The following is a 15441-nucleotide window of genomic DNA, read 5'->3' as shown; positions in this document are numbered from 1 at the left end:
GTTTAAGAACGAAAACAACGTGTTGCGTCATACAGGCAGTCCATCATGCTGGTTTGCAGCTGCAATTACATCACCGATCACGATATCCGGGACGTCATTAACGAGCTCCTCGACGAGGACTGTTGGCAGCTCATTGTTCCGGCAAAAGTGTATCACGCCATGGAAAAACGCGGCCGCTGCTGCGGCTGTTTCCCCACCGTTGTCGACCTGATCATCAAAACCACCGAAGAATATCATGCCCGTCGCCACTCGACTGAGGCCGATGTTTTTGATTTTATGTCCCGCTTGAAGCAATTCCATGAAGACAACAGGAGAGCGGACATTGAAAGGCGACAAAAAAGTCATCGAGCGGCTTAACGAGGCCCTTTTTCTCGAACTCGGTGCGGTAAACCAGTACTGGCTTCACTATCGTTTGCTGGAAGACTGGGGCTACACGAAGCTCGCCAAAAAGGAACGTGCTGAATCCATCGAGGAAATGCAGCACGCCGACAAGCTGGTCGCACGCATCATCTTCCTTGAAGGCCATCCCAACCTTCAGACCGTCGCGCCGCTGCGCATCGGCCAGAACGTCAAGGAAGTCCTGGAATCCGACCTAGCCGGCGAATATGACGCCCGCACCTCCTACAAGAAATCGCGTGATATCTGTTATGAGGCCGGAGACTACGTCTCCATGAAGCTTTTCGAAGAACTGCTGATCGACGAGGAAGGCCATATCGACTTTCTCGAAACCCAGCTCGAACTGCTCGGCAAGATCGGTGTGGAAAAATACGGCCAGCTCAACGCCGATTCCGCCAACGAAGCGGAATAAGCACTGGCGACAGGACAGAAAAGGCGGCCAAGGCCGCCTTTTTTATTTGCCGGAAAGGTGCTGGAACTCCGCCACGACCTGTTCGTATACCGCGCGCTTGAACGGCACGATGAGTTCCGGCAGGCTTTCCATCGGCTTCCAGTCCCAGGCGTCGAATTCGGCCGTATGCCCGGTCGGCGGCGGATCGATCTGAATCTCGCTTTCGTCGCCTTCGAAGCGGAACGCGAACCAGCGCTGCGCCTGTCCGCGATATTTGCCCCTCAGGCCGATACCGATCAGTTCAGGTGGAAGGTCATAGTGAATCCAGTCGCTCGCCTCCGCAAGCAGGCTCACCGTTTTCATGCCCGTTTCTTCGTAGAGTTCGCGAATGGCGGCCGTCAAAGGCCGCTCGCCGTCATCGATGCCGCCCTGTGGCATCTGCCACAAATGCGGTGAGCCATCATATTCGGAATTGCCTTCCTTGATACGCCGGCCGGCCCAGACAAGGCCCTCGGCGTTCAGCACCATAATTCCCGCACAGGGACGGTAAGGCAAATCTTCTGCTTTGATTGTCATGGGAAACCCGCACTGTCTGAGCGCCAGAAATGGCCGCAGGGAAGGTTTACTGCCCTGCCTGCCCGGAAACAAGCGCAGAAACACCGACAATCTCGATGCCGCGCCCACCAGCCTCGCGCGACCATTTCGAGATCGCCGCAACGCTTTCATCGAAAGCCGACGCAACGCCGATTGCCTGGCCGTTACGCCGCGCAATTCGCTCCAGTTCGTCCAGCTTGCGTAAAATCGCAGCTTCGGTGACTTCGCCGTCGAGCAGAATATCGGCGAAACCCTGTGGGGCGGAAATCGCCTTGGCGATACCACCGCTCAGCGACTGCGCAGAGGAACCATCATCCAGAAACAGCAGGCCACGCTTGCCAATATCCCGCATTACCGGCTCCAGCGCCGCCTGCTCGGCAAGGAAACGCCCACCGAGATAATTCATGATGCCGGTATAATTGGTGATTTTCGCCATGGAACGATGCAGACGATCAATGTTGACCTTGGCGGGATCGCCCGCCAGCAGGGTGTCCGGGCCGGGATTGGTACCCGGATAACCAAAAGGCTCAAGCGGTATCTGCAGAAGGATTTCATGTCCTTGCCGGCGCGCCTCCTGCATCCAGCGTTGCAGGCTGTTGCCGCTGGCGGCAAAACCGAGCGTCACCTCCGGCGGCAGTTCCCGGATCGCTTTTTGCGACCCTGTCTGGCTGAGACCCAGCCCGCCGACCACAATCGCCACCCGGGTACCGCGTGCGCCGGACCAGGGCCGCGCATATTGCTCCATCGGCCGCAAGCCGTCCGCACCGATGACCGGCAACCCGCCGAATGCGGTTTCTTCCAGCAGTTCCTCATTGGGTCGCGTCGCCATGCGCGGATCCTGACCATAGGTCTGGCCGCTCATCAGCACCGGCCCGTCACCCTCGCGGGGACGGGGAGAATAAACCGATACGACATTGCCGTCTGGCATCGTCTCGCGATTGATATTGGCGCCCGAGCGCCCGCTTTGTGGCTGGAGACCGGCGGCATTGCCGGGAGCCGTCACATCCGCCGGTGCGATTTCAGGTGTTTTTTCGGCAAGCTGAGGCTGTGTATCCGGCCCGGTCACCGTCTTCTGCAAATTGCCGGGCGAAAGCGCCGTATAGACGGACAAGCCGCCGATTGAAAAAACCGCAAGTACCGACAGAACCATAATGACGGAAAAGCGCCGGTTGATACCGACGCTTTTTTTCTGACGACCCAGAAGCGGTTTTCGCAGGTCCGAAGGCAATGAACGATCCGTCCAAACGGTTGGGCAAGAGATGGAATGCGCCGGCTGACCGGCGCATTATCTTACTGCTTGTTGACCACAGCCTTTTCCGGGTTCGGCGGGAAAGACGGATCCGTCTTGCTGCCGCGCAACAGGTCCAGAGCATAGTTGAGCTGGATGTCGTCCTTGGCTTCCGGCGGAACATAGGCCGACGAACCCGAACCTTCGTCGGTTTCGCTCTGGCCCTTGATGTGGCCGGAAAGACCGGATTCACCTTCGGTTGTCACCTTGCCCTGCAACTCAGGCGGCAACGGCTGTTCCACCTTGATGTCAGGCTCGATGCCCGTACCCTGGATCGACTTACCCGACGGCGTGTAATAGAGCGCCGTGGTCAGGCGCAGTGCGCCCGCTTCACCTAGCGGAATGATCGTCTGGACCGAACCCTTGCCGAAGGAGCGCGTGCCGACCACGGTCGCACGGCGCAAATCCTGCAGGGCGCCGGCAACGATTTCCGAAGCCGAAGCCGAACCGCCATTGACGAGCACGATGACCGGCTTGCCATCGGTCAGATCGCCTGCCGTCGCGTTGAAGCGGCGGGTCTCGTCGGGGTTACGGCCACGGGTCGAAACGACCTCACCACGCTCAAGGAAGGCGTCGGAGACATTGATCGCCTGATCGAGCAGACCGCCCGGGTTGAGGCGAAGGTCGAGCACATAACCCTTCAGCTTGTCGGCCGGCACATCCGCCTTGATCTTCTTGATCGCCTTTTCGAGATCGTCATAGGTCTTCTCGGTAAAGGAGATGACGCGCAGATAACCGACATTGTCACCTTCGACGCGGGACTTGACGGCGCGCACGGCAATGACATCACGCATGACGGTGAATTCGAGCGGCTTGTCGGCGCCCTGACGGATGATCGTCAGCTTGATCGGCGTCTTCACCGCGCCGCGCATCTTTTCGACCGCCTGTTCCAGCTTCAGGCCACGAACCGGCGTACCGTCGATTTCCGAAATGAAGTCGCCGGCGAGAATGCCCGCGCGGGAAGCCGGTGTATCGTCGATCGGCGTGATGACCTTGACGAGCTCGTTCTCCATGGTCACTTCGATGCCGAGACCGCCAAATTCACCCTTGGTCTGGGTGCGCATGTCATTGGCATCCTTGGCATTCATGAAGCTCGAATGCGGATCGAGCGAGCTCAGCATGCCGTTGATGGCGTTTTCCACCAGCTTCTCGTCATCCGGCGGCGTCACATATTGTGCGCGCACGCGCTCGAACACGTCGCCAAAGATCGACAGTTCCTTATAGGTCGAAGGCCCGGCCGCCTGTGCCGGCATGCTCGCCGAATAAATCACGCTCATCGCCGTGGCGCCCATAAGCCCACCGATAAGGAGAAGCGAAACCTTACGAATCATTGTGCGCCCTTCCGGTATTTTTTGCGGTCCACCACGGTTGGGAATCAACCGGTACACCATCTTTCCTGAACTCAATGTAGAGCGTTGGCCTGTCGGTTTCCAGCGCCAATGCTGCTGCACTCGCTACTCTTTTTGCACCCATGGAGGCGATGGGCTCTCCGGAGAACACGAACATGCCCTGCCGCGTCCTCACATTGTCCATGCCCGTCATCACCACATGATATCCATCACCCGTATTGAGGATGATCATCCGGCCATAACTGCGAAAATCTCCGGCAAACACCACGAAGCCGTCTGCAGGCGCCGTCACGATGGCTTCCGGTCCGCTCGCGACGACAATTCCCTTGGAAAAGTGGCCCGTTCCGTCCGCATCGCCGAAGCGCCGCAGCACCTCGCCGGCAACCGGCACCTCCAGCTTTCCCTTCAAACTCGCGAAGGGATATGCGGGCGCAATACGGTTTTTATCGGGCATTCCAGCCTCGGCCGCGGCGCGCTCCTTTTCACGTTCCGCCTCCGAAAGACGGGCCAGACGCTGCTCTTCCGCCCGCGCCTTTTCCATCGCCTCCCGCACCGAGGTAATCTCGCCTTCAAGCGAACTGACCAGCCCCTCAAGGCTCGTCGCCTTGCTCGCAAGCTCTTCAGATCGCTTGCGTTCCGCCTCCAGCTCCGCCGCCGTCTGGGTGTTCTTGCGGTCATTTTCGGCAATCAGCAGGTCGAGGCGTTTTTCCTCTTCCAGACTTGCCGTCATCATACCCGTAAGATCGTCCTTTTCGCGAGCGATTGCCTGCCTCAGATCGGTCAATTCTTTGAGAGCGGCGACCAGCTTGTCGGTTTCACCGCGAATGCCGGGCACGACGGCGCCGAGAAGAATGGCGCTTCGCACGGACGCAAGCGCATCCTCCGGCGAGACGAGAAGGGCGGGGGGCGGATTTCGGCCCATGCGCTGCAACGCCGCCAGAACTTCCGCCAGCACCCCGCGTCTTTCCCGCAGCGACGCCTTGACGCCATCCTCGCGCACCGAAAGCTTGGCGAGGCGATCCTCACCATCGCTGATCTTGGTTTCCAGCGCCTTGCGCCGGGCAGCGGATGCGATCAGCTCCTCCCGGATGCGGGCGCTGTCCTGATTGAGGGAGGCGATGCTCTCCTCAAGCGTCCTTGTCTTGTCTTCCGAAAGACCGATGCTGTCGACCAGTTCCTCCAGATCCTGCCGGTTCTGGTCGCGGCGCTTCTCCAGCGTCTGCAGCGCATCCGGAGAGGAATCATCGCCTGCGGCCGGAACGGCACCCGCATCGTCCCGCGAATAGGTCGGACCGATCCCCAGGACGAAAGCAGCAATAACCGCGCCCGCAAGGGCAGCGTGCCGTTTTCGTTGAGGCCTGTTGTCCATGTGAACTTTCTTTGATGCCGAAGCAGGAGCGTCGATATTAGGGATTTTGCCGCGATCTTCCAAGAGGCCTGAGAAAGGCCGCCCGCTGCCAGCGGTGTCGCGGAGCTTCATGTTAAAATTGAGACATTTCTCCGAATCGAAGCCCGTTCAAACGCGATGATAGGGATGGCCGGAAAGGATTGTGACGGCACGGTAGAGCTGTTCGGCAATCAGGATACGAACGATCTGATGCGGCCATGTCAGCTTGCCGAGATTGAGAACGGCCGTCGCCTTGTCATAGAGCGTGGGGTCGAGCCCGTCGGCTCCGCCTATGGCAATTATGAGATCGCGCTTGCCGCTATCACGCAGATCGCCAAAAAATGAAGCGAAGGCAGGACTATCGAGCGCTTTTCCGCGCTCGTCCAGCAGGACGAGGGCAGCTCCGTCAGCCAGATGTTTTTCCAGCATCGCGGCTTCTTCGCGCTTGCGGGTCTCCGCATTGGAAGCGCGGCTTTCGGCAACCTCGATCACCCGTGAAAACTCCAGCCCGATCGCCGGGCCGGTCTTTGCCAGGCGCTCGATATAACGGGCCGCAAGATCCTTTTCAGGGCCGGATTTCAGCCGTCCCACCGCAAAAATTGAAATCCGCATCGCAAACCTGCATTCGTCGTGACCCAACAGGGTCACGCTCTTAACAGCATAGCCTGCGGATTCCTATGCGGCCGGTCTGATTTCCGGCCAGAGGCACCGTTTCCGAAGTCATATATGATCTTCGGCAAAAGCGATGCACTCGCTCAAAGGCTCACCGCATCAATGCAGCGTCTCTTCCGGCATATCCGGCGTCGCCCACATTTTTTCAATGTTATAGAAGGCGCGGATTTCCGGACGGAACACATGAACGATGATATCGCCGGCATCGATAACCACCCAGTCTCCGGCCTCAAGACCTTCAACGCGGGCGTTTCCGAACCCTTCATCCTTCATATCTTTCAGGAGATGCTCGCAAATCGCCGAGACATGCCTGTTCGACCGCCCGGAGACCACGACCATGTAGTCCGCAAGCGCCGATTTTCCGGCAATGTTGAGAGAGACGATATCTTCAGCCTTGGAGTCCTCGAGGCTCGCGAGGACGGTTTCGAGGGCATGGCCGGCGGCATCGGCGCCACTGTCCTGACCCTTCGGGATAGCAACGAACGCTCTTCCCTTGGCGTGTACTGTTGTCAGAGGTTTTCCTTTCCAAGAATGACAAAACAGGCACTGCGCGACGCGATTCTCTGCGTCACACAATAAAGGTGGCATCAAAACATTAACTTTTCAAGATATGGAGCCTTTGACACCCTGCCCATACATCATTTGTGATCGAAGGCGTCATTTGCGACCGTTTCGCAGTGCCGTGGAGCTGAGTGTCGAACGCGGCCCATGAATGAAAACCCAGGCGGGAGCGCGTTTTTTCCACAAAACGCCCGCATCGTCCTCATCTATCCGCGCCTGGCTGAAAGCCTGCGCCATGGTGGAGGAGAGGTAGGACAAAGTCGAGCCGGGTCGATCGATCACCGCGATTGGGAAAGTCTCAGCGATGCTGCGCCATTTCTGCCAACGGTGAAAACTCTTCAGATTGTCGGCGCCCATGATCCAGACGAAGCGAACATGCGGATTCTTCGCCTTCACCTTGGCAAGCGTATTGGCCGTATAGCTCATGCCCAGCGATTTTTCGAAGGCTGTGACCTTGATGCGGGGATCATGAACAAGCTTTTCGCAAGCAGCAATGCGGTCTTCGAGGGACGCCAGTTCCGAACGGCTTTTCAGCGGATTGCCCGGAGTGACGATCCACCAGAGCTGATCGAGACCCAGCCTGCGCAGCGCAATTTCCGCCACCAGCGCATGGCCGGCATGCGGCGGATTGAAGGAGCCGCCGAAAAGCCCGACGACCATGCCGCGCTCCACATGCGGCATGGTGAGATAACGTCTGTCGAGGCGCTTATCGGCCGGCAAATATCACGTCCGTGTCTGGCCGGTGCCATGCACACGGTATTTGAACGAGGTGAGTTGCTCGACGCCGACGGGACCGCGTGCATGCATCTTGCCGGTGGCGATGCCGATTTCAGCACCCATGCCGAATTCGCCGCCATCCGCGAACTGCGTCGAGGCATTGTGCAGCAGAATGGCCGAATCGAGTTCGTTGAAGAACCGTTCGACCACATCAGGGTCCTCGGCAATCACCGCCTCTGTGTGGTTGGACGAATAGGTGCCGATATGATCGATCGCACCGGAAATGCCATCCACAACGGCGACCGAAATGATCGCATCGAGATATTCGGTGCGCCAGTCCTCCTCCGTTGCCGACACCAGATCCGCCACCACATCGCGAACCGCCTGCGAACCGCGCACTTCGCAGCCGGCTTCGATCAAGGCCTTGACGAGCGGCGTGAGATGCGTGGAAACGGCAGCGGCATCCACCAGCAATGTCTCGGCCGCCCCGCAAATGCCGGTGCGGCGCATCTTGGCATTGACGACGATACGTTTTGCCATGTCGAGATCGGCAGATTTGTCGACATAGATATGGCAGATGCCCTCGAGATGCGCGAAGACCGGCACGCGGGCTTCCGACTGCACCCGCGCCACCAGGCTTTTGCCACCGCGCGGCACGATAACGTCCACCGTGCCGTTCAAACCGCTGAGAAGCGCACCGACGGCGGCACGATCGGTCACCGGCACGAGCTGAATGGCATGCTCAGGGAGCCCGGCAATCTTCAGGCCCGCCACGAGGCAGGCATGGATAGCACGCGATGAATGTTGCGAATCCGAGCCGCCGCGCAGGATCACGGCATTGCCCGCCTTGAGGCACAGCGCACCGGCATCCGCCGTCACATTCGGGCGGCTTTCGTAGATCACACCGATAACGCCGAGCGGTGTACGTACGCGCTCGATCTTCAGCCCATTCGGGCGATCCCAGGCCGCAATGACTTCACCGACCGGATCGGGCAACGCGGCAACCGAGCGGATGCCTTCGGCAATGCCGGCGATGCGCGCATCGTTGAGCGTCAGCCTGTCCACAAACGAAGCGGCAAGGCCGGCGCTTTCCGCAGCGACGAGATCCTTGCGGTTGGCGGCGAGGATCGCATCCTTCGAGGCTTCGATGGCGGAGGCCATGGCAAGCAGCGCACGGTTCTTCTGGTCCGTACCGGCAATCGACAACGGTCGCGAAGCAGCTTTCGCCTGAGCGCCGATGGTCAACATCAGCGCGTCAATATCATGGCTCTGCTTCACGGCCTGTTCAGGCATGGACCTCATCCTTCTTTGCATTCTTAACTTTGACGGCAGCGCCCGTCATGACAAGATCGTCACGATGGATCATCGCCGCCCGCCCGACATAACCGAGGATCGCCTCGATCTCGTTGGACTTGTGACCGATGATAAGACGCGCCTCTTCGGCATCGTAACCCGCAAGACCGCGCGCGACCTCACGGCCTTCGGCGCCGATAATGGCGATGGCGTCGCCGCGCCCGAAATTGCCCTTCACCTGCCGCACGCCTGCGGGAAGCAGGCTTTTTCCGGCATAAAGCGCCTTTTCGGCCCCTGCATCCACATGGATTTCGCCGGCCGGCTGCAATTGCCCGGCAATCCAGGTCTTGCGCGCCGTCACCGGCGTTCCCGATGGGGCGAACCATGAGGAGCGCGCGCCGTTTTCAATAGCCTTCAAGGGATTAAGCGTCTTGCCGGAGGCGATGATCATGCCGCAGCCGGCAGCGGTCGCGATCTTGCCCGCGTCGATCTTGGTACGCATGCCGCCGCGAGAAAGCTCGGATGCCGCACCGCCTGCCATGGCCTCGATTTCGGGCGTAATATCGGCGATCGTCTCAAGGAATTTCGCATCGGGATCGAGATGCGGCGGGGCGGTGTAGAGCCCGTCAATATCCGACAACAGCACCAGAAGATCGGCACCCGTCATGGTCGCCACACGTGCCGCCAGACGGTCATTGTCGCCATAGCGAATTTCGGTGGTCGCCACGGTATCATTTTCATTGATGATCGGGATAGCGCCGATCTTCAGCAGCTGGTTGATGGTGGCGCGCGCATTGAGATAACGGCGGCGCTCCTCAGTGTCGGAGAGCGTCAGCAGAATCTGGCCGGCGACGATCTCATGCCGTGACAGGCTTTCCGACCATGCCCGCGCCAGCACGATCTGGCCGACAGCCGCCGCCGCCTGGCTTTCCTCCAGCTTCAATGCGCCGGAAGGCAGGCCGAGCACGGTGCGGCCAAGCGCGATGGCGCCCGAAGAGACGACCTGGACATCCGCGCCGTTTTTCTTGAGCGCGGCGATATCCTCGCAGATGGCATCCAGCCAGTCTTTCTTGAGGCCGGTCTTCCGGTCCACCAGAAGCGCCGATCCGATCTTGATGACGATCCGGTGGTGGCTCGCCAGCGGCTTGCGCGTCAGGCTCATAGACGGTCGTCCTCTTCCTCGGCCTCGCTGTCCTCATGCGGCATGGACCGGTCGGGCAGGGCGGTTTCACCGCCATTGCTCGCCGAGACGATGACATCGCGAAGGGCGCGCAGCGCTTCCGTCATACCGATATGGGCGGCAGCGGATAGCAGGAGCGGAGGACGGCCGCAGGCCTTTTCCAACTCCTTCGCCTTCTTTTTCAATTCTTTTTCATCCAGCACGTCGATCTGCGACAGCGCCACGATTTCCGGCTTGTCGGTCAAGCCGCCGCCATAGGCATCCAGTTCGGCCTTGACTGTTTTATAAGCCTTGCCGACCTTTTCCTCCTGCGCGGAAACGAGGTGCAGCAGCACGCGGGTCCGCTCCACATGGCCGAGGAAACGGTCACCGATGCCCACACCCTCATGCGCACCTTCGATCAGGCCGGGAATATCGGCCAGCACAAATTCACGGCCGTCAATGGTCGCAACTCCGAGGTTCGGATGCAGGGTGGTGAAAGGATAATTGGCGATCTTCGGCCGCGCGCGGGTCACCGTCGCAAGGAAGGTGGATTTGCCGGCATTGGGCAGACCGACCAGACCAGCATCGGCAATCAGCTTAAGCCGCAGCCAGATGGTTTTTTCTTCGCCAGCCAGGCCCGGATTGGCATGGGTGGGCGCCTGATTGGTGGACGACTTGAAGTAGGCATTGCCGAAACCGCCATTGCCGCCGGCGGCAAGACGAAAGCGCTGACCTTCCTTGGTGAGGTCCATGATCAGCGTTTCGTTGTCTTCCTCGAATATCTGTGTGCCGACCGGTACCCTCAGAACCACGTCCGAACCCTTGGCACCGGTGCGGGTTTTGCCCATGCCGTGCTGTCCGATCGAAGCCTTGAAATGCTGCTGGAAGCGGAAGTCGATCAGCGTGTTGAGACCATTGACCACCTCGACCCAGACGTCGCCGCCGCGTCCGCCATCACCGCCGTCAGGACCGCCGAATTCGATGAATTTTTCGCGCCGGAAGGACACGGCACCCGCGCCGCCATCACCGGACTTGATATAGACTTTTGCTTCATCGAGAAATTTCATCGGACTGCCGTTCTATCGGTTTGCGGACGCAACAATCTTCCTGCCGCGTCGAACAAAAATATCGTCGTTTCGAATACAAGCGCTTCTCCACGAGGTCAAAGACTATCGTGCGGGAAGCCCATGTGCGAGACAAGGCCGGTTTGGGGTAAACCGGCCTTGTTTAGGGCATCGGGCCGAAAAGTGTATAGCGGTTTTCGGAAAACCCGATGCTCCTCAATGTCAGCGATGTGGCGGGATGAAATCCTCAGCCGTGATCACCGTATCGATATGCGCCACCATGGCGGCGCGCGCCGTGGCGTAGATCTGGTGGCAACCGGTCACCCGGAAGCCGAGTTTCTCCTGCACCCGTAGCGAGGCGGGATTATCCGCAAACACGCCGGAATGAAGCGTCACCCCCGGCATGCGGCGGAAGAACCGTTCCACCGCACCGGCCACCGCCTCGGTCATGTAACCCTTGCCCCAATAGAAGCGGTTCAGCCAGTAGCCGAGATGCCACTCGCCATGCCGCAACTCCACCGAGACGACACCGATCAGGGTATCGTCACCACTGGTGATGGCGAAATCCCAGTCGGGCAGGGTGCCCGAGGTGCGCAGGACCAGCCATTCCAGCGCATCCTGCTTGTGGTAGGGTGCGGGAACGCGGGCCAGCATTCTGGTCACGGCGAAATCGCCAAGCGATTCCGCAATGCTGCCGGCATCGGAAAGCCGCTGCGGCCGCAACACCAGTCGCCGCGTCTCAATGACGGGGCAGGGGCCGGGCGGCGCCACTGTCGTGGCAGTTCGCCGTCGGGTCAGTTCGAGCGCACTCATCCCATGTCCCCCCAGCTCTTCAGCGAAACCCAGGTCTTGCGGTCCAGCCGGTACCATTCGACCGGCACCATGCCGCCAAGCGCCAGCGAGCCGACCATGCCGGAACCCTGGAACTGGAAACCGCACTTCTGGATGACGCGGCGCGAGGCGATGTTGGTCACCCGGCAGCGGGCATCGATCTGGTCGATTTCACGCGTGCGGAAGGCCATGTCGATCAGCGCATGCGCCGCTTCGGTCATGTAACCCCGGTTCCAGTAGGGTTCCCCCAGCCAGTAACCGATTTCCAGCGTCTTTTCGTCTTCCTGGGGTTCGAGCGCGCAGCAGCCCAGAAATTCGCCATTGTCCATGCGGGTAATCGCATAGACGCACTTGCCAATCTCGCCAGCTTTGGAGCGTCGCACAAAATCCGCGGCGTCTTTGGCCGTGTACGGGTGCGGCATACGCGACACCATGGTCGCAATATTGGCATTGTTGGCAAGATGGGCAAGGGCGTCGATGTCTTCTTCGTGAGGCTTGCGTAAAACCAGCCTCTGCGACAGTAAAACGGGGCAATCGCTCCTCGACCGATCGGGCCTCGGCCGTTCCTCGGGTGACCGTGATTGGTCGACCCTTAACAATTCAGCTTGCATGGTTCAGTCCCTCCATGAGGTTAAAGAAAAAGGGGAGTTGGGTGGTGCCCCATCTCCCCTGTTTTCTTGACTGAACCTGATACGTCTCAGCCGGGTCGATGGGACACCGGCTGCATATGACGCTTACCGGCTTATTCTGCGGCTTCCGCTTTCGGAGCCACGGATACGAACACGCGGCCATTGGCCTTCGTGCGGAAGTTTACATTGCCAGCGGTCAGCGCAAAAATCGTGTGGTCCTTGCCGATGCCGACGTTGGCGCCCGGATGCCACTGCGTGCCACGCTGGCGCAGAATAATGTTGCCTGGAATGACGGCTTCGCCGCCGAACTTCTTTACGCCAAGGCGCTTGGATTCAGAATCGCGACCGTTACGCGAGGAACCGCCAGCTTTTTTGTGTGCCATTGGAGTTCTCCTTTAAACCTTGTTTCCCGTGTCGCGCCGATCAGGCAGCAACGATGTCCGTGATGCGGACGACAGTGTGATGCTGACGATGGCCGCGCGAACGCTTGGAGTTCTGACGACGACGCTTCTTGAAGGCGATGACCTTCTTGCCGCGGTTGTGTTCGACAACTTCAGCCTTGACGATGGCGCCCTTGACGAAGGGTGCACCGAACTTGGCATCAGCGCCTTCGCCGACCACGAGAACTTCGGTGAATTCTACAGTTGCGCCTGCCTCTGCTTCCAGCTTTTCGATGGTCAGCACGGCGTCGGCCGCTACGCGGTACTGCTTACCGCCGGTCTTGATGACTGCGAACATTTTTTATCCTTTCATGTTCGTTCCGGCTCTGCCCGCCAAAGCAAGCTGGCCGTCTTTTTATCAGTCGGAATTTGGTAGAAACCCGTCGGGACAAAATGTCCCTTTGAATATCTGCCGGTGAAGCCGCCTTTTGAGGGGCGGAATAAACGGAAGGCGCACTACGCCATCAATTTGGGTGCCGATTACGCGAGACGCCCATTTATGTCAAGATGACGACGGCCTGAAAAGTAACTGTAACGCCAAGAATTTCATGCTTTTTCGGCGGGTGAAGCAGACGGGTCTCGAAATTTGCCCCGCAAGTGTTTATATGGGCCTTCCAACAAGGAGCAGAAATGGCCCGCATAGACCAGACCGACGATTGGCGGGACCGCCATGCGCCGACACTTTCCGCCTTCGAGTCGCTTGCGATCGAGGCATATGGCCACCTGCCGGAAGAATTTCGCGCATTGACGAAAGATCTCATCATCGAGATCGCCGATTTTCCAACCGATGACGTGTTCGAGGACATGGCGCTCGAAACACCTTTCGACCTTCTCGGTCTCTTCGAAGGGCGCGGCATCTCCGAACGTTTCACCATGGAAACGGGCGAGATGGTGAACCGCATCACGCTCTATCGCCGTCCCATTCTCGACTATTGGGCCGAGAATGAGGAAACGCTTGGTGATATCATCACCCATGTTCTCATCCATGAAATCGGCCACCATTTCGGCCTCTCGGATGACGACATGGAGCGGATCGAGGAAAGCGCCGACGAGGCCGCCGCCGATCGCTGATCGGGGCGGCTACCACCGCTCATTGCTCGCCGAGCTTCATGTCCGGATGATATTCCCTGCCCTCAACCGCCTTGGTCACGGCCTGACCGCAATGCATGACGCCGCTTGCGGCGTTGAAGGCATAGCTGGGTGAGCCCGCAAGTTCCCATCCCTTGTTCAGCGCTTCGGTGACCCGGTGACAGAATTTCGCGTCATCAGGACCGGTTATGAAACGATAGACCTTCACGTCTTTTTTGCCTTTCTTTGTGCGATGATATCGGCCATGGCGACCAGCCTTTCGGCCTGCCCCACATGCAGCCGTTCGATCATGCGACCGTTCATGTTGATGACGTTCAATTCCACAGATTCCGGTTTTGCGAAAGCCGCAATGATCTCACGGGCTTCCGCAACCGCTGCTTCATCCGGGCCGAAGTGCCGGTTGGCCGCTTCGATCTGGGCCGGGTGGATCAGCATCTTGCCATCGAAGCCCATGGCGCGCGCCTGTTCGCATTCAGCTTCAAAAGCCTCGATATCGCGAAAATCATTCGAGACACTGTCGATGACATCCAGCCCATAGGCTCGTGCGGCAAGAACCACCTGCATCATCCACGGCACGAGATAGGTGCGGCCGGGAAGGCGCGGGACACGCGTTTCCTTGCGCAGATCGTTGAGCCCGATGACGAAAGCGGCAAGCCGGGCATTCGGCGTATGGGCCGCGTCGGCAATCGAGGCAGCATTCAGGACGCCGAACGGCGTTTCGATCATCGCCCAGATTTTCAGGTGCTCGGGCACATCAGTTTCGGCCAGAAGATCGGCCAACTCATGAATATCGGAAGGCTGCTCCACCTTCGGCAATAAAACCGCATCCGGCCGGCAGGAAAGCACGAGTTGCAGATCCGCTTTTCCATCCGGTGTCGAAAGCGGATTGATGCGGATAATGGTTTCCCGTCCGCCGAAAGACGGACCTGAGAACAGCTTTTCCAGATTGTCCCGCGCCTTGCCCTTCATATCGGGCGCAACCGAATCCTCAAGATCGAGGATCACGCCATCACAGTCGAGCGCCTCGATTTTTTCGAGTGCCCGGACATTGATGGCCGGAACTGACAGCAAGGAACGACGTGGTCTCACGGAAATATTTTCGGAAAAATTGACGATGCCGCACTTGTGTCAAGCTTTTGTGACATCTGCAAGCCGACAATCCACTGAATCCTCTTGCAAGCCGGAAGAAGAAGGCCCACATTCATCTGGATAGAAAGGTTTGGATCATGCAAGGCATACGTTCGTTTTTCATCGCCGCATCTGGCATTGCAATTCTGGCGATCGTCGCTCTTTTCACCGCGTCGCTTACGGTGGCTTTCATCGGCGTGCTCGCGGTTCTCAGCGCTGTCCGCCTGCTTTCCGCACGCCTGAAACCGGCCCCCATTCCGGTCAAGCCCCGTAACCAGCGCGACATGCGCGTCTGGAACGACGGCAAGGGCACGATTATCGATCTCTGAGGTCGTTTAATCCGGTCAGGATGCGACAACGCCCGACAAGGCGTACCGAAGAACGCGGGTTTGCGCTTCTAAAGCGCCGAGTTTTGCAGTATTTCCCGGCAGAGAACATCCGGCAGGCTTT

At 59.1% G+C, this 15441-nt stretch carries 20 protein-coding genes; 4 read left to right on the top strand and 16 right to left on the bottom strand.

Annotation, left to right across the window (positions count from 1 at the left end):
* The first annotated feature begins 45 nt into the window (after positions 1 to 45).
* Positions 46 to 357 (top strand): bacterioferritin-associated ferredoxin, encoded by a 312-nt coding sequence (locus tag ACIQUH_RS17955; RefSeq protein WP_279656547.1) that lies wholly within the window; start codon positions 46 to 48, stop codon positions 355 to 357.
* The gene (bfr, locus tag ACIQUH_RS17950; RefSeq protein WP_400817447.1) at positions 323 to 808 is read left to right on the top strand and encodes a bacterioferritin; all 486 of its coding nucleotides are present in this window, start codon (positions 323 to 325) and stop codon (positions 806 to 808) included. Before ACIQUH_RS17955 ends, bfr begins: the two co-directional genes overlap by 35 nt.
* Positions 809 to 850: 42 nt before the next feature.
* Here bfr and ACIQUH_RS17945 read toward each other — a convergent pair whose 3' ends face one another.
* The 14 genes from ACIQUH_RS17945 to rplU form a co-directional block, all read right to left on the bottom strand.
* The gene (locus ACIQUH_RS17945; protein ID WP_020811992.1) at positions 851 to 1363 is read right to left on the bottom strand and encodes an RNA pyrophosphohydrolase; all 513 of its coding nucleotides are present in this window, start codon (positions 1361 to 1363) and stop codon (positions 851 to 853) included.
* A gap of 46 nt (positions 1364 to 1409) precedes the next feature.
* On the bottom strand, positions 1410 to 2609 hold the full coding sequence (locus tag ACIQUH_RS17940; RefSeq protein ID WP_400817444.1) for a divergent polysaccharide deacetylase family protein: 1200 nt from the start codon (positions 2607 to 2609) through the stop codon (positions 1410 to 1412).
* Between the two features lie 62 nt (positions 2610 to 2671).
* Entirely contained in the window at positions 2672 to 4000 is a 1329-nt protein-coding gene (locus ACIQUH_RS17935) for a S41 family peptidase (protein ID WP_400817441.1), read from the bottom strand.
* Positions 3990 to 5387 carry a murein hydrolase activator EnvC family protein gene (locus tag ACIQUH_RS17930; protein WP_400817439.1) on the bottom strand — a complete coding sequence of 466 codons (1398 nt, stop codon included), beginning with the start codon at positions 5385 to 5387 and terminating at the stop codon, positions 3990 to 3992. The genes ACIQUH_RS17935 and ACIQUH_RS17930 overlap by 11 nt, the downstream gene beginning before the upstream one ends.
* Positions 5388 to 5534: 147 nt before the next feature.
* A complete protein-coding gene (gene rlmH, locus ACIQUH_RS17925) occupies positions 5535 to 6017 on the bottom strand; it encodes a 23S rRNA (pseudouridine(1915)-N(3))-methyltransferase RlmH (protein WP_400817437.1) in 483 nt (160 codons plus the stop codon).
* A gap of 159 nt (positions 6018 to 6176) precedes the next feature.
* Positions 6177 to 6665, bottom strand: a complete 489-nt coding sequence (gene rsfS / locus ACIQUH_RS17920) for a ribosome silencing factor (protein ID WP_400817523.1) — start codon at positions 6663 to 6665, stop codon at positions 6177 to 6179.
* 69 nt (positions 6666 to 6734) lie between these two features.
* A complete protein-coding gene (locus ACIQUH_RS17915; RefSeq protein ID WP_400817521.1) occupies positions 6735 to 7319 on the bottom strand; it encodes a nicotinate-nucleotide adenylyltransferase in 585 nt (194 codons plus the stop codon).
* A 42-nt stretch (positions 7320 to 7361) separates the two neighbouring features.
* A complete protein-coding gene (locus ACIQUH_RS17910; protein ID WP_400817435.1) occupies positions 7362 to 8648 on the bottom strand; it encodes a glutamate-5-semialdehyde dehydrogenase in 1287 nt (428 codons plus the stop codon).
* On the bottom strand, positions 8641 to 9810 hold the full coding sequence (gene proB, locus ACIQUH_RS17905; protein WP_400817433.1) for a glutamate 5-kinase: 1170 nt from the start codon (positions 9808 to 9810) through the stop codon (positions 8641 to 8643). The genes ACIQUH_RS17910 and proB overlap by 8 nt, the downstream gene beginning before the upstream one ends.
* A complete protein-coding gene (gene obgE, locus ACIQUH_RS17900; RefSeq protein ID WP_400817431.1) occupies positions 9807 to 10877 on the bottom strand; it encodes a GTPase ObgE in 1071 nt (356 codons plus the stop codon). The genes proB and obgE overlap by 4 nt, the downstream gene beginning before the upstream one ends.
* Before the next feature lie 219 nt (positions 10878 to 11096).
* Positions 11097 to 11687 (bottom strand): GNAT family N-acetyltransferase, encoded by a 591-nt coding sequence (locus ACIQUH_RS17895; RefSeq protein WP_400817429.1) that lies wholly within the window; start codon positions 11685 to 11687, stop codon positions 11097 to 11099.
* Entirely contained in the window at positions 11684 to 12316 is a 633-nt protein-coding gene (locus tag ACIQUH_RS17890; RefSeq protein WP_003505256.1) for a GNAT family N-acetyltransferase, read from the bottom strand. Before ACIQUH_RS17890 ends, ACIQUH_RS17895 begins: the two co-directional genes overlap by 4 nt.
* Before the next feature lie 131 nt (positions 12317 to 12447).
* Positions 12448 to 12717, bottom strand: coding sequence for a 50S ribosomal protein L27 (gene rpmA, locus ACIQUH_RS17885; RefSeq protein WP_003492686.1), 270 nt, complete (start codon positions 12715 to 12717; stop codon positions 12448 to 12450).
* A 40-nt stretch (positions 12718 to 12757) separates the two neighbouring features.
* Positions 12758 to 13072, bottom strand: coding sequence for a 50S ribosomal protein L21 (gene rplU, locus ACIQUH_RS17880; protein WP_003492690.1), 315 nt, complete (start codon positions 13070 to 13072; stop codon positions 12758 to 12760).
* 332 nt (positions 13073 to 13404) lie between these two features.
* On the opposite strand from rplU, the gene ACIQUH_RS17875 reads away from it, so the two are divergent.
* Positions 13405 to 13845, top strand: a complete 441-nt coding sequence (locus ACIQUH_RS17875) for a metallopeptidase family protein (RefSeq protein ID WP_003520258.1) — start codon at positions 13405 to 13407, stop codon at positions 13843 to 13845.
* Between the two features lie 19 nt (positions 13846 to 13864).
* On the opposite strand, the gene ACIQUH_RS17870 is transcribed toward ACIQUH_RS17875, so the two are convergent.
* Together ACIQUH_RS17870 and ACIQUH_RS17865 are read right to left on the bottom strand one after the other, a co-directional pair.
* Complete coding sequence (locus tag ACIQUH_RS17870; RefSeq protein WP_400817425.1) at positions 13865 to 14071, bottom strand: DUF1737 domain-containing protein; 207 nt, start codon at positions 14069 to 14071, stop codon at positions 13865 to 13867.
* On the bottom strand, positions 14068 to 14979 hold the full coding sequence (locus ACIQUH_RS17865; RefSeq protein ID WP_400817519.1) for an HpcH/HpaI aldolase/citrate lyase family protein: 912 nt from the start codon (positions 14977 to 14979) through the stop codon (positions 14068 to 14070). The genes ACIQUH_RS17870 and ACIQUH_RS17865 overlap by 4 nt, the downstream gene beginning before the upstream one ends.
* A 110-nt stretch (positions 14980 to 15089) precedes the next feature.
* Between ACIQUH_RS17865 and ACIQUH_RS17860 the strand changes: the two genes are divergently transcribed.
* A complete protein-coding gene (locus tag ACIQUH_RS17860; protein WP_269828549.1) occupies positions 15090 to 15320 on the top strand; it encodes a hypothetical protein in 231 nt (76 codons plus the stop codon).
* The last annotated feature ends 121 nt before the right edge of the window (positions 15321 to 15441 follow it).

This window comes from Agrobacterium sp. NPDC090283 (assembly GCF_044769685.1).
In the GTDB taxonomy this organism is placed as follows: domain Bacteria; phylum Pseudomonadota; class Alphaproteobacteria; order Rhizobiales; family Rhizobiaceae; genus Agrobacterium.
This window is presented reverse-complemented; position numbering and strand designations above follow the sequence as displayed.

Excerpts from the sequence above, each read along its gene's own strand:
- proB (WP_400817433.1), bottom strand. The coding sequence starts at position 9,810 with ATGAGCCTGACGCGCAAGCCGCTGGCGAGCCACCACCGGATCGTCATC.
- rpmA (WP_003492686.1), bottom strand. The coding sequence starts at position 12,717 with ATGGCACACAAAAAAGCTGGCGGTTCCTCGCGTAACGGTCGCGATTCT.
- ACIQUH_RS17935 (WP_400817441.1), bottom strand. The coding sequence starts at position 4,000 with ATGATTCGTAAGGTTTCGCTTCTCCTTATCGGTGGGCTTATGGGCGCC.
- rlmH (WP_400817437.1), bottom strand. The coding sequence starts at position 6,017 with ATGCGGATTTCAATTTTTGCGGTGGGACGGCTGAAATCCGGCCCTGAA.
- ACIQUH_RS17860 (WP_269828549.1), top strand. The coding sequence starts at position 15,090 with ATGCAAGGCATACGTTCGTTTTTCATCGCCGCATCTGGCATTGCAATT.
- ACIQUH_RS17890 (WP_003505256.1), bottom strand. The coding sequence starts at position 12,316 with ATGCAAGCTGAATTGTTAAGGGTCGACCAATCACGGTCACCCGAGGAA.
- ACIQUH_RS17945 (WP_020811992.1), bottom strand. The coding sequence starts at position 1,363 with ATGACAATCAAAGCAGAAGATTTGCCTTACCGTCCCTGTGCGGGAATT.
- obgE (WP_400817431.1), bottom strand. The coding sequence starts at position 10,877 with ATGAAATTTCTCGATGAAGCAAAAGTCTATATCAAGTCCGGTGATGGC.
- ACIQUH_RS17915 (WP_400817521.1), bottom strand. The coding sequence starts at position 7,319 with ATGCCGCATGTGGAGCGCGGCATGGTCGTCGGGCTTTTCGGCGGCTCC.
- rsfS (WP_400817523.1), bottom strand. The coding sequence starts at position 6,665 with ATGCCACCTTTATTGTGTGACGCAGAGAATCGCGTCGCGCAGTGCCTG.
- ACIQUH_RS17875 (WP_003520258.1), top strand. The coding sequence starts at position 13,405 with ATGGCCCGCATAGACCAGACCGACGATTGGCGGGACCGCCATGCGCCG.
- ACIQUH_RS17930 (WP_400817439.1), bottom strand. The coding sequence starts at position 5,387 with ATGGACAACAGGCCTCAACGAAAACGGCACGCTGCCCTTGCGGGCGCG.
- ACIQUH_RS17895 (WP_400817429.1), bottom strand. The coding sequence starts at position 11,687 with ATGAGTGCGCTCGAACTGACCCGACGGCGAACTGCCACGACAGTGGCG.
- rplU (WP_003492690.1), bottom strand. The coding sequence starts at position 13,072 with ATGTTCGCAGTCATCAAGACCGGCGGTAAGCAGTACCGCGTAGCGGCC.
- ACIQUH_RS17955 (WP_279656547.1), top strand. The coding sequence starts at position 46 with ATGCTGGTTTGCAGCTGCAATTACATCACCGATCACGATATCCGGGAC.
- ACIQUH_RS17910 (WP_400817435.1), bottom strand. The coding sequence starts at position 8,648 with ATGCCTGAACAGGCCGTGAAGCAGAGCCATGATATTGACGCGCTGATG.